13 protein-coding genes and 1 pseudogene are annotated in these 14145 nt (G+C 55.5%); 3 read left to right on the top strand and 11 right to left on the bottom strand.

Going from position 1 to position 14145, the window contains the following annotated elements:
• Positions 1-15 precede the first annotated feature (15 nt).
• Complete coding sequence (gene rpoD / locus DFR37_RS08555; protein WP_113932795.1) at positions 16-2274, top strand: RNA polymerase sigma factor RpoD; 2259 nt, start codon at positions 16-18, stop codon at positions 2272-2274.
• 109 nt (positions 2275-2383) lie between these two features.
• Here rpoD and DFR37_RS08550 read toward each other — a convergent pair.
• From DFR37_RS08550 to DFR37_RS08540, 3 genes and pseudogenes are all read right to left on the bottom strand, one after another.
• Positions 2384-2596, bottom strand: a pseudogene (locus tag DFR37_RS08550) (DUF3820 family protein); the annotation flags it as partial.
• A gap of 9 nt (positions 2597-2605) precedes the next feature.
• Complete coding sequence (locus tag DFR37_RS08545) at positions 2606-3061, bottom strand: MarR family winged helix-turn-helix transcriptional regulator (RefSeq protein WP_113932793.1); 456 nt, start codon at positions 3059-3061, stop codon at positions 2606-2608.
• Positions 3062-3176: 115 nt separating this feature from the next.
• Positions 3177-4160: an LLM class flavin-dependent oxidoreductase gene (locus tag DFR37_RS08540; protein ID WP_113932792.1), complete on the bottom strand. Its 984-nt coding sequence runs from the start codon at positions 4158-4160 to the stop codon at positions 3177-3179.
• A gap of 169 nt (positions 4161-4329) precedes the next feature.
• Between DFR37_RS08540 and DFR37_RS08535 the strand changes: the two genes are divergently transcribed.
• Entirely contained in the window at positions 4330-5529 is a 1200-nt protein-coding gene (locus DFR37_RS08535; RefSeq protein ID WP_113932791.1) for an MFS transporter, read from the top strand.
• 23 nt (positions 5530-5552) lie between these two features.
• On the opposite strand, the gene DFR37_RS08530 is transcribed toward DFR37_RS08535, so the two are convergent.
• The 5 genes from DFR37_RS08530 to DFR37_RS08510 form a co-directional block, all read right to left on the bottom strand.
• Entirely contained in the window at positions 5553-7046 is a 1494-nt protein-coding gene (locus DFR37_RS08530; protein WP_113932790.1) for a sensor domain-containing diguanylate cyclase, read from the bottom strand.
• Between the two features lie 441 nt (positions 7047-7487).
• Entirely contained in the window at positions 7488-7763 is a 276-nt protein-coding gene (locus DFR37_RS08525) for a BrnA antitoxin family protein (RefSeq protein WP_113932789.1), read from the bottom strand.
• Positions 7735-8022: a BrnT family toxin gene (locus DFR37_RS08520; protein WP_211317228.1), complete on the bottom strand. Its 288-nt coding sequence runs from the start codon at positions 8020-8022 to the stop codon at positions 7735-7737. Before DFR37_RS08520 ends, DFR37_RS08525 begins: the two co-directional genes overlap by 29 nt.
• 199 nt (positions 8023-8221) lie before the next feature.
• Positions 8222-8614, bottom strand: coding sequence for a type II toxin-antitoxin system HicB family antitoxin (locus tag DFR37_RS08515; protein ID WP_113932788.1), 393 nt, complete (start codon positions 8612-8614; stop codon positions 8222-8224).
• Between the two features lie 13 nt (positions 8615-8627).
• On the bottom strand, positions 8628-8810 hold the full coding sequence (locus DFR37_RS08510) for a type II toxin-antitoxin system HicA family toxin (RefSeq protein ID WP_113932787.1): 183 nt from the start codon (positions 8808-8810) through the stop codon (positions 8628-8630).
• A 63-nt stretch (positions 8811-8873) separates the two neighbouring features.
• Between DFR37_RS08510 and DFR37_RS08505 the strand changes: the two genes are divergently transcribed.
• Entirely contained in the window at positions 8874-10709 is a 1836-nt protein-coding gene (locus DFR37_RS08505; RefSeq protein ID WP_170139865.1) for a class I SAM-dependent methyltransferase, read from the top strand.
• 128 nt (positions 10710-10837) lie between these two features.
• Here DFR37_RS08505 and DFR37_RS08500 read toward each other — a convergent pair whose 3' ends face one another.
• The 3 genes from DFR37_RS08500 to DFR37_RS08490 all read right to left on the bottom strand — a co-directional run bounded on the left by DFR37_RS08500 (position 10838) and on the right by DFR37_RS08490 (position 13867).
• On the bottom strand, positions 10838-11203 hold the full coding sequence (locus DFR37_RS08500; protein ID WP_113932785.1) for a DUF805 domain-containing protein: 366 nt from the start codon (positions 11201-11203) through the stop codon (positions 10838-10840).
• Positions 11204-11322: 119 nt separating this feature from the next.
• Entirely contained in the window at positions 11323-13023 is a 1701-nt protein-coding gene (locus DFR37_RS08495) for a flagellin N-terminal helical domain-containing protein (protein WP_113932784.1), read from the bottom strand.
• 514 nt (positions 13024-13537) lie between these two features.
• On the bottom strand, positions 13538-13867 hold the full coding sequence (locus tag DFR37_RS08490) for a helix-turn-helix domain-containing transcriptional regulator (RefSeq protein ID WP_113932783.1): 330 nt from the start codon (positions 13865-13867) through the stop codon (positions 13538-13540).
• Positions 13868-14145: the final 278 nt, after the last annotated feature.

Genomic DNA, 14145 nt, shown 5'->3' with positions numbered 1-14145 from the left:
CCTACGGAAGCGACTATGACCAAAGTTATTGGTAAAACCTCCTTAGCAGCTGAGAATGAAGCTGCAAAAAAACCTGTAACCAAGACCAGCATTGCGGCAAGCAAAAGCGTTGCCAAGAAGGCGGTCAAGGTTGCCGGGGGCGCCAAGGCCGAAGCGGCCTCCGCTGCCAAGCCTGTAGCTAAAAAGGCTGCGGTAAAGAAAGCCGCCGCAAAAAAGGCGCCGGCCAAGACCGCCGCAGCTCCGGCCGCGCCTAAAAAGGCCAAGGCCGTGCCCAGCGGGCGCCGTCCGGGCCGCCCGGCCAAGTCGGCCAATAACGATGCGCCCAACTTCAACGACGACGATAGCGATATCGAAGTCGAAGTCATCCCCGACCTCAAGCCGCTGCCCAAGCGCGGCGGCAAGCGCGGCAAGGGCGACAAAGACGTCCCGGCACGCAGCCAGATGACCCCTGAAGAACAGGAAGCGCGCCGCAACCGGCTCAAGGTGCTTATCAAGCTGGGCAAAGAGCGTGGCTACCTTACCTACGGCGAAATCAACGATCACCTGCCCGACGACCTGGTCGACGCGGAAGCCATCGACGGCATCATCAGCACGTTCAGCGACATGGGCATCTCGGTCTACGACCAGGCCCCCGACGCCGAATCCCTGCTGCTTAACGATAATGCACCTGTCGCTTCCAGCGACGACGACGTCGAGGACGAAGCCGAGGCTGCGCTGACCACCGTCGATTCCGACTTCGGCCGCACCACCGACCCCGTGCGCATGTATATGCGCGAAATGGGCACGGTCGAGCTGCTTACGCGCGAAGGCGAAATCGAAATCGCCAAGCGCATCGAAGACGGCCTCAAGCACATGGTCATGGCTATTGCCGCCTGCCCAACCACGGTCAACGAAATTCTGGCCCACGTTCAGCACGTGCGTGAAGGTCACGCGCAAATCGACGAAGTCGTAGACGGCCTTATCGACGACGAAGGCGAAGAATACGCCGGCGCCGGCGTGCCCATCGACAGCGACGAAAACGAAGACGGCCCGGCCGGCGGCATGAGCAGCAAGCAGCTGGAGCACTTGCGCACCAAGTCCCTGAAGAAGTTCGAAATTGTCGCGCACTGGTTTGCCCGGATGCGCAAGGCGTTCGAATCGCAAGGCTACGAAGCGCCCGAGTACGCCGAGGCCCAGGCCACCATTCTGGCCGAGCTGATGGGCATACGCTTTACCGCCAAAATGGTCGAAAAGCTGGCCGATACGCTGCGCAACCAGGTGGCCGAAGTACGCAAGCTCGAACGCGAAATACTGCGTATTTGCGTCGACCGCGCCGACATGCCGCGCGCCTATTTCATCAAGGCGTTCCCCGGCAACGAAACAAATCTGGACTGGGTGCTGGGCGAAGTCTCCGGCAAACATCCTTATTCCGAAACGCTCGAGCGCCATGTGCCCGCCGTCCAAGAGCTTCAGCAAAAGCTTATCGACCTGCAAACCAGCGTCGTGCTGCCCTTGAAAGACCTCAAAGACGTCAACAAACGCATGGCAACCGGCGAAGCCAAGGCGCGCAAGGCCAAGCGCGAAATGACCGAAGCCAACTTGCGCCTGGTTATTTCCATTGCCAAGAAGTACACGAACCGTGGCTTGCAGTTCCTGGACCTCATCCAAGAGGGCAATATCGGCCTGATGAAAGCGGTCGACAAGTTCGAATATCGTCGCGGCTACAAGTTTTCCACCTACGCAACATGGTGGATACGCCAGGCCATTACGCGTTCCATTGCCGACCAGGCGCGCACCATCCGTATTCCGGTGCACATGATCGAAACCATCAACAAGATGAATCGCATCAATCGCCAGATTCTGCAAGAAACCGGCACCGAGCCCGATCCCGCAACGCTTGCGCAAAAAATGGACATGCCCGAGGACAAGGTTCGCAAGATCCTTAAAATCGCGAAAGAACCCATTTCCATGGAAACGCCCATCGGCGACGATGACGATTCCCACTTGGGCGATTTCATCGAAGACACGGGCACCTTGTCGCCGTCCGAATGGGCCTTGCACGGCTCCATGCGCGATGTCGTCAAGGAAGTGCTCGACTCGCTGACTCCGCGCGAAGCCAAAGTGCTGCGCATGCGTTTCGGTATTGAAATGAGCACCGACCAGACGCTGGAAGAAGTAGGCAAGCAGTTTGACGTAACGCGCGAACGCATCCGCCAGATCGAAGCCAAGGCCTTGCGCAAGCTGCGTCACCCCAGCCGTGCCGACAAGCTCAAGAGCTTTCTTGAAGGCCAGTAAGCCTTAGCCGTACTTTCAAAACCGCTGGCCTTGTAGTTCAGGGCGGCGGTCTGGAACAGAACCTCAAAGGTTGGATACACGTCCAACTTTTGAGGTTTTTTTTATGTCTTCAAGACTTGGGTTTACGCAAAGGATCCAGCAGCGGCCTTAGCCCGTTGTGATCCAGCTCTTGCATAAGCTGCAGCAAGCGGCCGATTTCCCCTTTGGGAAATCCATCGCGTGCAAACCAGTTCAGATAATGGCCGGGCAGGTCGGCGATGAGGCGCCCTTTGTATTTGCCAAAGGGCATGGCCATGGTGACCAGCCGTTCGAGGTCTTCGGGGCCACTGTGTTACCCGAAAATATTGCCGGCCATCTTCTTCAACAGCAAAAGCAGGGTTTCGTGCTCTTGCTCGTCGAAGTTTGTCAGGGCTTTGTCGATAAGCAGGTGGGCGGGGGGCCAGGCCTCTTTGTAGCGCGCTTTGCCTTTGGGCGTCAGATAGACCCTCATTGCCCTGCTGTCATTGGGGTCGGGCCGGCGCTTGACCAGCGCGCGCTCTTCCATTTGGTCTACCACGCGGCTAAGCACGGGCTGGCGCACCACAATGGCCGTGGCGATGTCGCCGATCTTCTGTCCGTTTTCTTCGTATAGATATTGCAGCACCCGAAAGTGCACGTATGTCAGGTCCAGCTTGCGCAAAATGCTGTCGCGCAGATCCAGGTCGAGTCGGTAAATAATCGACGCCATCTGGAACGCGATATTGCGGTCCAGCTGCGTGTCGGGCATGGCAGTGGTTTTAATGGACATGCATGCTTATCTGGAGATTGAGAAATGGGCTGCCGCCCGGATGCCCGCGGCTTTTCAGCAGTTGGGGTCCCCATAGCGGCCAGCGTTGAAAGTATAGAACAGTTCGGGTGCCGGCCTAGTCCTTGAACAAGCCCGAGATAAGTTCGTAGGAGCGCAGCCGCTGATGATGATTGAACACGTCGGAAACTATCATCAGTTCGTCGGCCCCGGTGCGGGCCAGCAGCTGGTCCACACCGGCGCGCACCGTGCTGGGCGAGCCGATTATGGAGCACGCCAGCTTATGCGTGGCATGGTATTTTTCTTCGGGCGTCCAATAGTCTTCGATGTTGTCGATAGGAGGACGGCTAAGCCCGCGTGCGCCCCGGACGGCGTCCGTGGCGGACATCTGCTGGGTGGTTGCCAGCCGGCGCGCTTCTTCGTCGCTGTCGGCCGCGATGATGTTGACGCCCACCATGGCGTAGGGCGCGTTTTGCTGCTCTGAGGGTTTGAAGCGGGCGCGGTAAACCTGCAGGGCCATGTCCAGCGCTTCGGGGGCGAAGTGCGAGGCAAAGGCGTAGGGCAGGCCAAACTCGGCCGCCAGCGCCGCTCCGAAGGTGCTGGATCCCAATATCCATAGCGGAACCTGGCTGTCGGCGCCCGGCACGGCGCGTATGCGCTGGCCTGGCTGTACCGGCCCCAGGTAGGCCTGAAGTTCAAGTACGTCTTGCGGAAATGTATCGGCGCTGGATGGATTGCGGCGCAAGGCGCGCAAGGTAAGCTGATCGGTGCCGGGGGCGCGGCCAAGGCCCAGGTCGATACGGCCCGGAAACAGGGCGTCCAGCGTGCCGAATTGTTCGGCAATGACCAGAGGAGAGTGGTTGGGCAGCATGATTCCGCCAGCGCCTACGCGCAGGGTAGAGGTACCCGCCGCGACGTGGGCAATGGCAACCGACGTGGCCGCACTGGCAATGCCCTGCATATTGTGATGTTCCGCCATCCAGAAACGGCGGTAGCCCCAGCCTTCAGCGTGGTGCGCCAGGTCGCGCGCATTGTCCAGCGCTTCGCGGGCGTTGCTGCCTTCGCGGATGCGTACCAGGTCTAATATGGAAATTTGCGTCATGAATCTATATGGAATTAAAGGCTCAAAGGATCGAATCGGCTGCGTCAGCCACCACATAGGTTAACAGTTTCCCGTCAAGAACAAAGCGCGGCCATCTTGGGCGAGCGGACAGGGTGCAGTCGTATCCAGCGTATACTTTTGGGCTTGCCATCAAGAGTATCCAGGATTAATGACTACCGCTGCAAACTCCTACTTGTCGCTTTCCGCGCGCCGGCGCCTGGCCGCCCAGATTACCCTGGCCGTGGGCGGCTTCGGTATCGGTACCGGCGAATTCGCCATCATGGGGTTGTTGCCCGACATTGGCAATGATCTGACTTTAAGCGCGCCGCAGGTAGGCCATTTGATCAGCGCTTACGCGCTTGGCGTGGTGCTTGGCGCGCCCTTGATCGCGGTGCTTGCGGCGCAATTGCCGCGCCGCCTGCTGCTTATCTTGCTGATGGCCGCTTTTGCGGCTGGAAACTTCGCCAGTGCGCTGGCGCCATCCTACGGTTCGGTCATGCTGTTCCGCTTTTTAAGCGGCCTGCCGCATGGCGCCTATTTTGGGGTGGCGGCGCTGGTGGCCGCCTCCATGGTCGAGCCTGCTCGCCGCGGCCAAGCAGTTGGCCGTGTGATGCTGGGGCTGACCGTGGCGGTATTGATAGGCAATCCTGTGGCGACTTGGCTGGGGCAAGTGTCCAGCTGGCGCATGGCCTTTGTCTTCGTGGGCCTGATCGGCTTGCTGACGATGGCCTTGCTGCGCTTTACCTTGCCGCACGTTCCGGCCTCGAGGCTTAACAGCCCCATGCGCGAGTTGGGCGCCTTGAAGCTGGAACAGGTTTGGCTGACCCTGGGCATAGGCGCCATCGGCTTTGGCGGTCTGTTCAGCGTGGTCAGCTATATTGCGCCAACCTTGATAGAAGTGTCGGGCGTCTCGGCGGCCTGGATTCCTTTTGCCTTGTCCTTTCTGGGGGCGGGCATGGTAGTCGGCAATATCGCCGGCGGTTGGCTGGCCGATAGAAACCTGATGCGCTCCATAGGCATATTGCTGTTCTGGAACATGCTGATGCTGGCCTTGTTCCCGTTTGCCGCGGGCAATCCAGTTACCGCCTTGATCAGCGTATTTTTGATCGGCACCGGCGTTTCCATTGGAGTGCCGCTGCAAATTCGCCTGATGGATGTGGCGCCGCATGCGCAGACCCTGGCGGCGTCGTTGAATCATTCCGCCTTCAACATGGCCAATGCCCTGGGTGCCTGGCTGGGCGGTATCGCTATCGCCGGCGGCTACGGCTGGACTTCCACTGGCTGGGTCGGCATGGCCCTGGCCCTTGGCGGGCTGCTGATCTTCGGTGTAGCGGTGCAGCGCGCGCCGCGCGCGGCGGTGCAGGGTTGATTATTGCCAAGCCTGCACATTAATTAACCGTCTTTGTTGTTGCGGCGGTTGCTCTTGGCGTTTTCGTAGTACTGCCGTTTATTCTGGTACATGTTCAAGTCCGCCGTGCGCAAGGCATCGTCCAGCTTGCCCGGTGTGGTGCACGTAGCCCAGCCTATCGACAGGTTAAGCGGGGGGCCGTTGTAGAATTGGTTGTTCAGTTCGATCAGCTCGTGAATGCTGTTGATCAAGGCCTCGCAACCATCGGCGTCCACGCCCGGCAGCAAAATAGCGAACTCATCGCCGCCTATGCGTGCCGGCTGGAATGGCTTGTCGACGGCCTGCGTCAGGATCTCGCCCGTGCGCTGCAGCAGCCCGTCGCCTATGGCGTGCCCAAGGCTGTCGTTGGTTTCCTTAAGGTGGTTCAGGTCGATAATAACGACCGAAACAGGCCGCACATTCTTGCGCTCCAGGCGATTGAGCTCATCGACATAGAACGAACGATTCTTCAGCTTGGTCAGTACGTCGTGCTTGCCCAGGTATTCCAGGTACGCCTCGGCCTTCTTGCGCGCCGTAATATCGGTAAGCGCCAACAACACCAGGTCCCATTTTTCTTCGTGTCCAGAAAACACCGAGAATTGCAGATGGATATTGACGACACTTCCGTCCAGCGCATAGTTCAGCACCTCCCGGTGCTGCAGCAGGCGTCCTTCCCATAAATCGATAAGCTGCTCGCGAAAGTACGGCCGCATCTCCTCGCGAAAGACCTCGGGCAGGCGGGATAGCAGGTCGGCCTGACTTGAGGCCTTGAACATGGCCAGCGTGTACTCGTTGACATCAAGCACCCGGATCTCCGACATGCAGCGCTCGACAAATTCCGGATGGACATCGGTAAACGTCCGAAAGTCGGTGATGCCCTGCAGCCGCAATTCGTCCAGCAAATCCTTGATGGCGCTGAAGTCTTCCACCCACAGCGACACCGGCGCGTACTGGAACAGGCCCGCGGCATACTCCCTGCTGATTTGCAGGCGCCGGCGCGCATCTTCCAGTTCGGTAATATCGTCCATGACGACCAGTACCCGTTTCCAGTCCTGCTCATGGCCTGGCAGGACCACGCCCTTCAGCAAAATGTCGATACGCCGCCCATTCAGGGCATAGTTGACGCTGGTGCTTTCGAAGGCGTTCCTGCCTTCCCAAAGCTGCACCATTTCAGTGACGTGGGCTTCATACATGTCGTCGCGGAACACTTTGTCCAGCTTGCTTGTCAGGTCTTCAAAAGAGCTTGCCGCATACATATCCAATGCACGCTGGTTTACCCGCACAACCTTGATATTGGCAGAGCATTGGCCGATGCGGCTAAGGTCGGCCAGCAAATGGCTGCGCAAATCAGTAACCCCCGCAGCACGCCATTCGTTGAACAGTTCGCGCAAGCCACTGTAGTCTTCCAGCCACATCGAGGTAGGAGAAACTTCAAACAGGTCGGCAGTGCCCGGGCCTTTATTGTGCGTGTTGTTCTTTTCTGCGGGGCTGGACTGCATGGTATCGACACCTGTACTGGTTGCTGAATGAAGCGGAACTGAGAGTGAGCAAACTAGCCGCAAGCCAACAAGCGCTATTTCACACCCTTTGCAGGCAGCAAGCCCTTCAAATACTACAGTATGGGCAAGTTGGCCGCAGAAAGACCATTTTAGATAAATGGTTACTGGATGGCTTGCGTTGCATCAAGAGTTTCTGAATCTGCTGCAGCGCCAACATACCCGTAAGTTCGGTCCCCGACCCGACGCAGTCCAGCAACGTCTAAAAGCCGCACGGCTGCCATGGAGTAATGCCGCTTTCATCGCTAGCCGTTGAAGGACTATCGTGTCATGAGCCACGTATTTGGCTCAAGTGAAGAGGCAAATGTATAGTGTCCGCTTCATTTTTGGCTACGTTAAAGCATGCATTTATCCATTGGGAATTTCACATGCTTTCGTAGCCTTTTAACGGCTTCGTTTTTGTGTATGAACGTACTGGCTAAGCACGTCATCCATGCGCGCTTGCCATCCTTCGCCGCCGGCTTTAAAAAACTCGATAACGTCGGCGGAGTAGCGTATAGAGACTTGAGTTTTTGGACGTGCTATGGGCGGGCGCCCGCGACGCGGCCGTAAGGAGGCCAGCTCGGCATCGCTAAAAGGAGGGTTATCAGGGTCCTTGAGGGCGGCGGCCGTGATTGCCGCATCTTCGGTATTACTTGGGCGTATCAGTTTGCGAAGCATAGTAGTCAAACTCCCGCTGATTGGCTTTGCGCAGGCTAATCAGGCGTATGGTTTCTGCGCGTTTGCTATACACCATGACATGCAGCCGTTGACCAATGGGCCCGAAGGCTATCCAGCGCGTTTCGCCATAGTCTTGCCGAAAATCGACTTCGATCAACGCCATTGCCCACACAAACGCTGGAGCATCAGAAAAATCTACTCCGTGTTTGGCTATGTTGGATTGACGCTTTAATTCATCCCATTCATAACAAATTTTCATATTTATTGTAGCTGCAATAAATGGACGCGGCAATAGCAGGACGAAACTATCTGGTCGAACTGAAGGAGGAGGACCTTCTGGATACTATAGGCGGCAGCTACAGACTGCTGAAGAGGCAATGACCGTCTTTGTCATGGCGGGAAAATACGTGCACAGCTTATTCGCCGGTTGCGAATGAACAGATGGAGCCTCAGAAGGCCTACTGCATTAACGCCATATGTGCGATATACCCCGAACGGCTTTCGCCCGCCTGGCGGGCCCGGGCATCAATGCGGGCCAGAATGCGGCGCGGCAGCGTAATGTTGATTCGTTCAATGGTGTCGTCGATCAAGGCCGGATCCACTTCGACAATGGCCCATATCCAGCCCTTGTACGTCGGATCGCTTTGCAAGACGGTAATGCTGCTGGGGCCTGGAATGGTTTGGCCTTCGTCAATGGCAGTCTCGATCCACAGCGTGATGGCTTCTTTGGCATTGTCGATGGCCGCGTCAATCCCTTCGTCTGCGGCCGAAAAACACCCGGGCAGATCAGGCACGACAACGCCCCATGCTTGCGTATCGCTGCCTGGCTCAATCGCGATAGGATACTTCATTGTGTTCGGTTCCTTATTTCAGTCCAGCCTGCCTAAGCAATTTAGCGACTAGCCCGGCACCAAGGTCCTTCTTGGGATGGGGCACGCTGATGTGGCCCGGCAATATGCGGTGGGTGTAAACATGGTGCGAGCCCTTCACGTTGCGAAGCACCCAGCCATTTTGTTCCAGTTGTCTAATGACGTCTTTGCTTTTCATGTGTATTATACACACCATTGACGATGCCCGCTCTATGCGAAGTTGGCGGTCGTATATCGGGATTTGGGTGGCGCTGGCCTTAGTTTGTCAGGAGCAGTAGACGTATCTGCCAATAGTGAACGAAATCGACATAGTGAGAAGTACTCGGCTACGAGCAATGTCAGACTGGTTAACCCATCGCTGCGAACCCTTCTTCTCATACCAAAATCTTGGCTTATTCTTTCAATTAACCGCGATAGTCTGCTGTTACGCTGGGGTTCATTCTATTTGCCCTCTCAGGAGCCCGGCTTGAACTCCCCCGACACCGCCAATCAGTTGATTGCCGAGCATTACGACCGCACTCAATACACATCTAATGCTTTCTTTTATTCCTCGCCCGGCCATTTGCGCGCAACCGCGCATTTGTATGGGGTGGAAACTGTCCCGATAGAGAAAGCGCGGGTATTGGAGCTGGGCTGCGCGGCAGGGGGCAATTTGCTGCCGTTTGCGCTGGCTTACCCAGACGCTCATGCTGTAGGGGTGGATTTGTCGCCGCTGCAAATTCAGCAGGGCCAGAAAGTCGTGCAGGATTTAGGTATAAAGAACCTGGACCTGCGGGCAATGAGCCTGACAGATATAGATAACGATTTCGGTGAATTCGACTACATCATCGTGCACGGCGTATTCAGTTGGGTGCCGCCCGAGGTGCGCCAGGCCATCTTGCGTATTTGTCGCGAGAACCTGTCGCCGCAGGGCATTGCTTATGTCAGCTACAACACTTACCCCGGCTGGAAGGCCGGCGATATTGTACGCGATGCGATGTTATTGCACAGCCATTCCGCCACTTCGGATGAAGAAAAATTGTCCAGTGCCAAAGCCATGCTGACTCTGCTGTCCGACGGCTTGGCCGCCAGCAATCCTCTCGCGCCATCGTTGCGCGCTGCGGTGGCGCAGTTGCAAAAGCAGTCCGACTATTACGTGGCGCACGAATATCTGGAGACCTTCAACGCTCCGTGCTACTTCCTGGAGTTCGCCGACGCGGCGCAGCAGGCGGGGTTGGCTTATTTGGGCGATGCAGAAGCGCATTGCGAGCTTTCTGCTACTTACGGTCAAAACGTGCAGCTCAATCACAGTTTGATTGCCTTGGGGCAACCCAAGGTGCTGCGCCAGCAGTATCTGGACCTTGCTGTTGGCCGTAATTTCCGCAAGAGCATGCTGGTGCATCAAGAGCGTGAAGCTGACGTTGCTGTCAGTCCCAATCTCGATTTGTTGCGAGATTTGCGTTGGGCGGGGCACTTTACCAAGGCCGACACGCCGGCGAATGCGCCGGTCGGCAGCCAGGCTTTTACCAACCATAAAGGCGGGCCGCTGCATACATCGGAAGCCAAAGTACTGGCCGTCATCAAGGTTTTGTCCGATGCCTGGCCGGCTACTATTTCCTTTAGCGACTTAGTGTTGCAAGTGCAAGCATCGACTCTTGTCGAGGGCAACTCCGGCACAGCGGAACAGTCAGTACAAGAGGCGCTGGAAATCCTGTTCAAATTGAACCAGTTGCGTTTCAGCCTGGAGGCTGGGCCGTACGATGACAAACGTCATGATATCCCCACGCTTATTCCCGGCTTTGCTTACATGCAAGTGGCCAGTAAAGATGCTGCTTTCGGCGTGGGGTGTTTCAGTTTTTGGCACGACGTTGTGAATGTGCAATTGAAGGATGCGGAAGCTTTTATCCTGCCGTATATGAATGGCACTAATAGCGCTGCGCAGCTCAGAACCCGTCTGTGCGATGCCTTGCGGCAAGGCAAGGTGGCGGGCACCGACGGAAACATGCTGACTGGCCAGCGTAATCTTGACGCCAAAGTGCAGGAAATGCTGGATAAGCTGATGGCCTTGTTAAAGGCTAAAGGATTGTTGCTAGCTTGATTAGGCCATAAAGCCATCAAGCTCGTCGCGAGCTTGATGGCTCTGGTGAACGCAGATACTCGCAATTAGATGCTCGAGCGCTGACTCTGTCAAGCCATGACACAGCCAACGTAAGCTCGGTGAGAGGCTTATGCGGCGGTTGATGGAGCACAGACGCCATATTCATTGACCTCGCTCTTCGAGTCGGAGGCCCACCAAATAATAAGCAAGATGCAGCCAATGCCGGTAAGCATAAGCAACTGCCACCAGCCACTTCGACCGATATCATGCAAACGGCGGCTGCCTGCCGCTACTATTGGAATAAGAAAAGCCAATGTAACAAGGCTGCTTAAAAGGCTTCCGTCTTCACCAAGAACGATGACGCCCACGACGCTTAGACCCCAACTGAGCAAGACTGTGAATAAGTAGAACCACCAAAATTCGCTTCGCGTTGCTCGGCCTTTGAATGTGGCGTATTTTGATAAACAAGTTGAGATGGCTGTGCTGAAGTTCATTGGTTTTTAACCCCAAAATTATCGTCTTAGCTAAAAAAAGCCGCCACCCTAAAAAGGCTGGCGGCTCGTATGCTTTTACCGAAGCGGTTGCCCACCTCGGCTAGTTAAGCAAGCCCGTATTAACGCAACAGCGACAATACAGTTTGTGGAACTTGGTTGGCTTGAGCCAAGACCGACGTACCAGCTTGCTGCAGAATCTGAGCACGAGTCATGTTCGACACTTCAACTGCGTAGTCAGCGTCTTCGATGCGCGAACGTGCGGAGGACAGGTTGGTTACGGTGTTATTCAGGTTGGCGATGGTGGATTCGAAACGGTTTTGTACTGCACCAAGTTCTCCGCGGAGCTCGTCGACCTTTGCAATGGCGGCATCGATCTTTGCCAATGGATTGTCGCTCTTAGTGGCATTGCTAACTGAGTCGAAAGTCAGTGTTCCGCCGCTTGTGACGAAAACTTCATTGGCAGCGCCGTCGGTGATTTTGCCGTTTGAATTGGCATAAACAGTGGTGTCTGCACTTGCTGTGAACGTTTTGTTGTCAAAACCAGATACGAACGCGTCAGCGCTATCTTTAGTGATTTTGGTTGTTGCTGTGGTGTCAGCGATGACGAACTTGTCATTTGTTGTGCCAGTGTCGCCATCCAGATCCACGGTGAACGTAGTGGTTGCTGCTGCTGCTGCTTTGGTATCGCTAACGGTCTTTGCTAGCGCAGCTTTGGTGATGGTGTCGCCAGTCACCGTAAACGTGTCATCGGCGGTAACAGTGTAAGTTGTGCCACCGGACTTGATCGAAGCTCCCAAAGCCACAGAGCCATTGGCGGTGTCATCAGCTATGAAAGTGGCGACTTCAGTTATTGTGGCCTGGGCAAGAGCGCCGCCGCCGTTGGTTTCGCTAAGGTCGCTGCCATTGAGATACAGGGCGGCGCCAGAAGTTGCGTCGGTCAGTTTACCGTCGCTACCGATCTTGACTTCTTGTTTTTCACCACCCAAGGTAATCGTGGCGGTTTTTGTCTCGCCCGCAGCTGGGGTAAGTGCTGTTGCTAGACCTGTACCGCCAGCATATGTCCGGCCCGTTTCATCGAAGGTGAAGGATGCGGTGTCTGCATCAAACGTATAGGTGGTTGTGCCGTCGCTTACGGTTGCACCGCTTTTGGTGACATTTGAAAAGACGTCGGCAACAGTAGAGTCTCTGTTGAAATTAGTTGCAGTGAATTGACCCGCGGTCGTGGTGCTTTCAATAAAGCCGGCAGCTTTGATGTCTTTAGCCGTTGCAGCAGTATTTGCTGTGCCTGTGCCATTAACATTAAAACCATTCAATTTCAGTGTGCTGGAGCTGATTTCACGCAAATTAATTTCAATTGTTTGGCCGTCCTTCGCACCAACTTGCACCTTTAATGTGTTTGCCGTTGCGCCAAGAACCTGTACTCCGTTGAATTGGGTTTGGTCCGACACCCGATTAATTTCGTCAAGTCGCTGATTGATTTCGGCTTGAATTGAATCTAGATCGGTATCCGAGTTCGAGCCGGTAGCGGCTTGTACCGACAGTTCGCGAATGCGTTGTAAGTTATTATTGATTTCGTTTAACGAGCCTTCGGTCGTTTGTGCGATCGAGATACCGTCGTTGGCGTTACGAGTGGCTTGTGTTAAGCCTTTGATGTTGGCCGTAAAACGGTTAGCGATGGCCTGTCCTGCGGCGTCGTCTTTAGCGCTGTTGATGCGCATGCCGGACGACAGGCGCTCGATGGCGGTGCCCAGAGCCGATTGGGATTTGTTCAAGTTGCCTTGAGCAATCAGGGAAAGCGAGTTGGTGTTAATAACAGCCATGGATAACTCCTAGGGAATGAATACGGCGAAACACTGCTTCGCCTCTGGTTGCCAAGAAGATTAGAGCTTGATACTGCATCCCCCGCCTACTGCGGTATTAAGCTGAAATCAAACTTTTATTCTTCCTGTTCACTGGCATTAACGGCCTAGGGGAAAATTACTTTAGGGGAAGAGGGGAGTGCTTTAGCCAACAATTTGTGTCAGCTTGCCGCTGTGCACGCGGCGCCGGTGTTTATCTGCACTCTTATTTGGAGGTGGCCGTGCTCTCGCACATGTCGGAATGCTTGCGGCGGAAGCGAATATGGACCTTGTGGAATAGGCCCCGAGATTATTGGGCAAACGGCAAAGCAAAATCTTAGTAGGCACTCGCCGACTTCGACCCAGTCAACCCAAAAGAAGGCCAGGGCGGCAAAAGCGGACACCGTTAGAAAACCTCAGCCTCCATCGCGTAAGGATGTTTTTTTGAACTAGCCGGGGCTGGCGGTCCGCATCGCCACAAGCTGATTGAGTTTTGTTAAACGGCCTGGATTTCTGTAGCGTGCACTTCCAGGCCGACTCCCAGCTGTTGGCGGATGGCGCAGAAAATCGCAGCCAAGTTGTCCATATTCGGGTTGCCTTTTGGGGAAAGCATGCGGTGCAGGCTTTTGCTGGGCTTGGCAGTGACGGCAGCGAGTTGTTCGAAACCTAGCGTTGCGTTGACCAAATCTCGCAGAATGACCCGTGCAGTCTCTGTTTCGCCGTTCAGAAAAAGTGTAGCTGCTTCGTCCAGAAGCGCTTTGGCAAAGGCCGGGTCGCGTTCGACGCGTTCGACGACAGTGTGTTTGAAATGCCGGGTAAGGGGCATGGTTTACCTCTTAGCTTTGCCGTAGTTATTTTGGCGGCCGTATGGGCATCAAGCGTATCAAACCAAGTCTTATACGGGCTAGATCCGTCGTCGTAGAGATACTCTACGATTGTAATGATCATGGCTTATGGTAACTTAAACGTTACTTTGTGGCAAGGTAAGCTAATCATGGGCGGATCCATTGAGGAAGACGGCTTACGATAGTTCAGTAGAACCGGTATGTGATGTCGTCGTGAACGGAAATGGCAGTGGGGAGATATACGTAAGGACCGCCTCCC

The organism is Eoetvoesiella caeni, from assembly GCF_003315175.1.
Classification (GTDB): Bacteria; Pseudomonadota; Gammaproteobacteria; order Burkholderiales; family Burkholderiaceae_B; genus Eoetvoesia; species Eoetvoesia caeni.
The sequence above is the reverse complement of the archived record's forward strand: the minus strand, read 5'-3'. Positions and strand labels throughout refer to the sequence as shown.

Excerpts from the sequence above, each read along its gene's own strand:
- DFR37_RS08525 (WP_113932789.1), bottom strand. The coding sequence starts at position 7,763 with ATGCTTCGCAAACTGATACGCCCAAGTAATACCGAAGATGCGGCAATC.
- DFR37_RS08520 (WP_211317228.1), bottom strand. The coding sequence starts at position 8,022 with ATGAAAATTTGTTATGAATGGGATGAATTAAAGCGTCAATCCAACATA.
- DFR37_RS08545 (WP_113932793.1), bottom strand. The coding sequence starts at position 3,061 with ATGTCCATTAAAACCACTGCCATGCCCGACACGCAGCTGGACCGCAAT.
- DFR37_RS08495 (WP_113932784.1), bottom strand. The coding sequence starts at position 13,023 with ATGGCTGTTATTAACACCAACTCGCTTTCCCTGATTGCTCAAGGCAAC.
- DFR37_RS08510 (WP_113932787.1), bottom strand. The coding sequence starts at position 8,810 with ATGAAAAGCAAAGACGTCATTAGACAACTGGAACAAAATGGCTGGGTG.
- DFR37_RS08540 (WP_113932792.1), bottom strand. The coding sequence starts at position 4,160 with ATGACGCAAATTTCCATATTAGACCTGGTACGCATCCGCGAAGGCAGC.
- DFR37_RS08515 (WP_113932788.1), bottom strand. The coding sequence starts at position 8,614 with ATGAAGTATCCTATCGCGATTGAGCCAGGCAGCGATACGCAAGCATGG.
- rpoD (WP_113932795.1), top strand. The coding sequence starts at position 16 with ATGACCAAAGTTATTGGTAAAACCTCCTTAGCAGCTGAGAATGAAGCT.
- DFR37_RS08490 (WP_113932783.1), bottom strand. The coding sequence starts at position 13,867 with ATGCCCCTTACCCGGCATTTCAAACACACTGTCGTCGAACGCGTCGAA.
- DFR37_RS08530 (WP_113932790.1), bottom strand. The coding sequence starts at position 7,046 with ATGCAGTCCAGCCCCGCAGAAAAGAACAACACGCACAATAAAGGCCCG.
- DFR37_RS08535 (WP_113932791.1), top strand. The coding sequence starts at position 4,330 with ATGACTACCGCTGCAAACTCCTACTTGTCGCTTTCCGCGCGCCGGCGC.
- DFR37_RS08500 (WP_113932785.1), bottom strand. The coding sequence starts at position 11,203 with ATGAACTTCAGCACAGCCATCTCAACTTGTTTATCAAAATACGCCACA.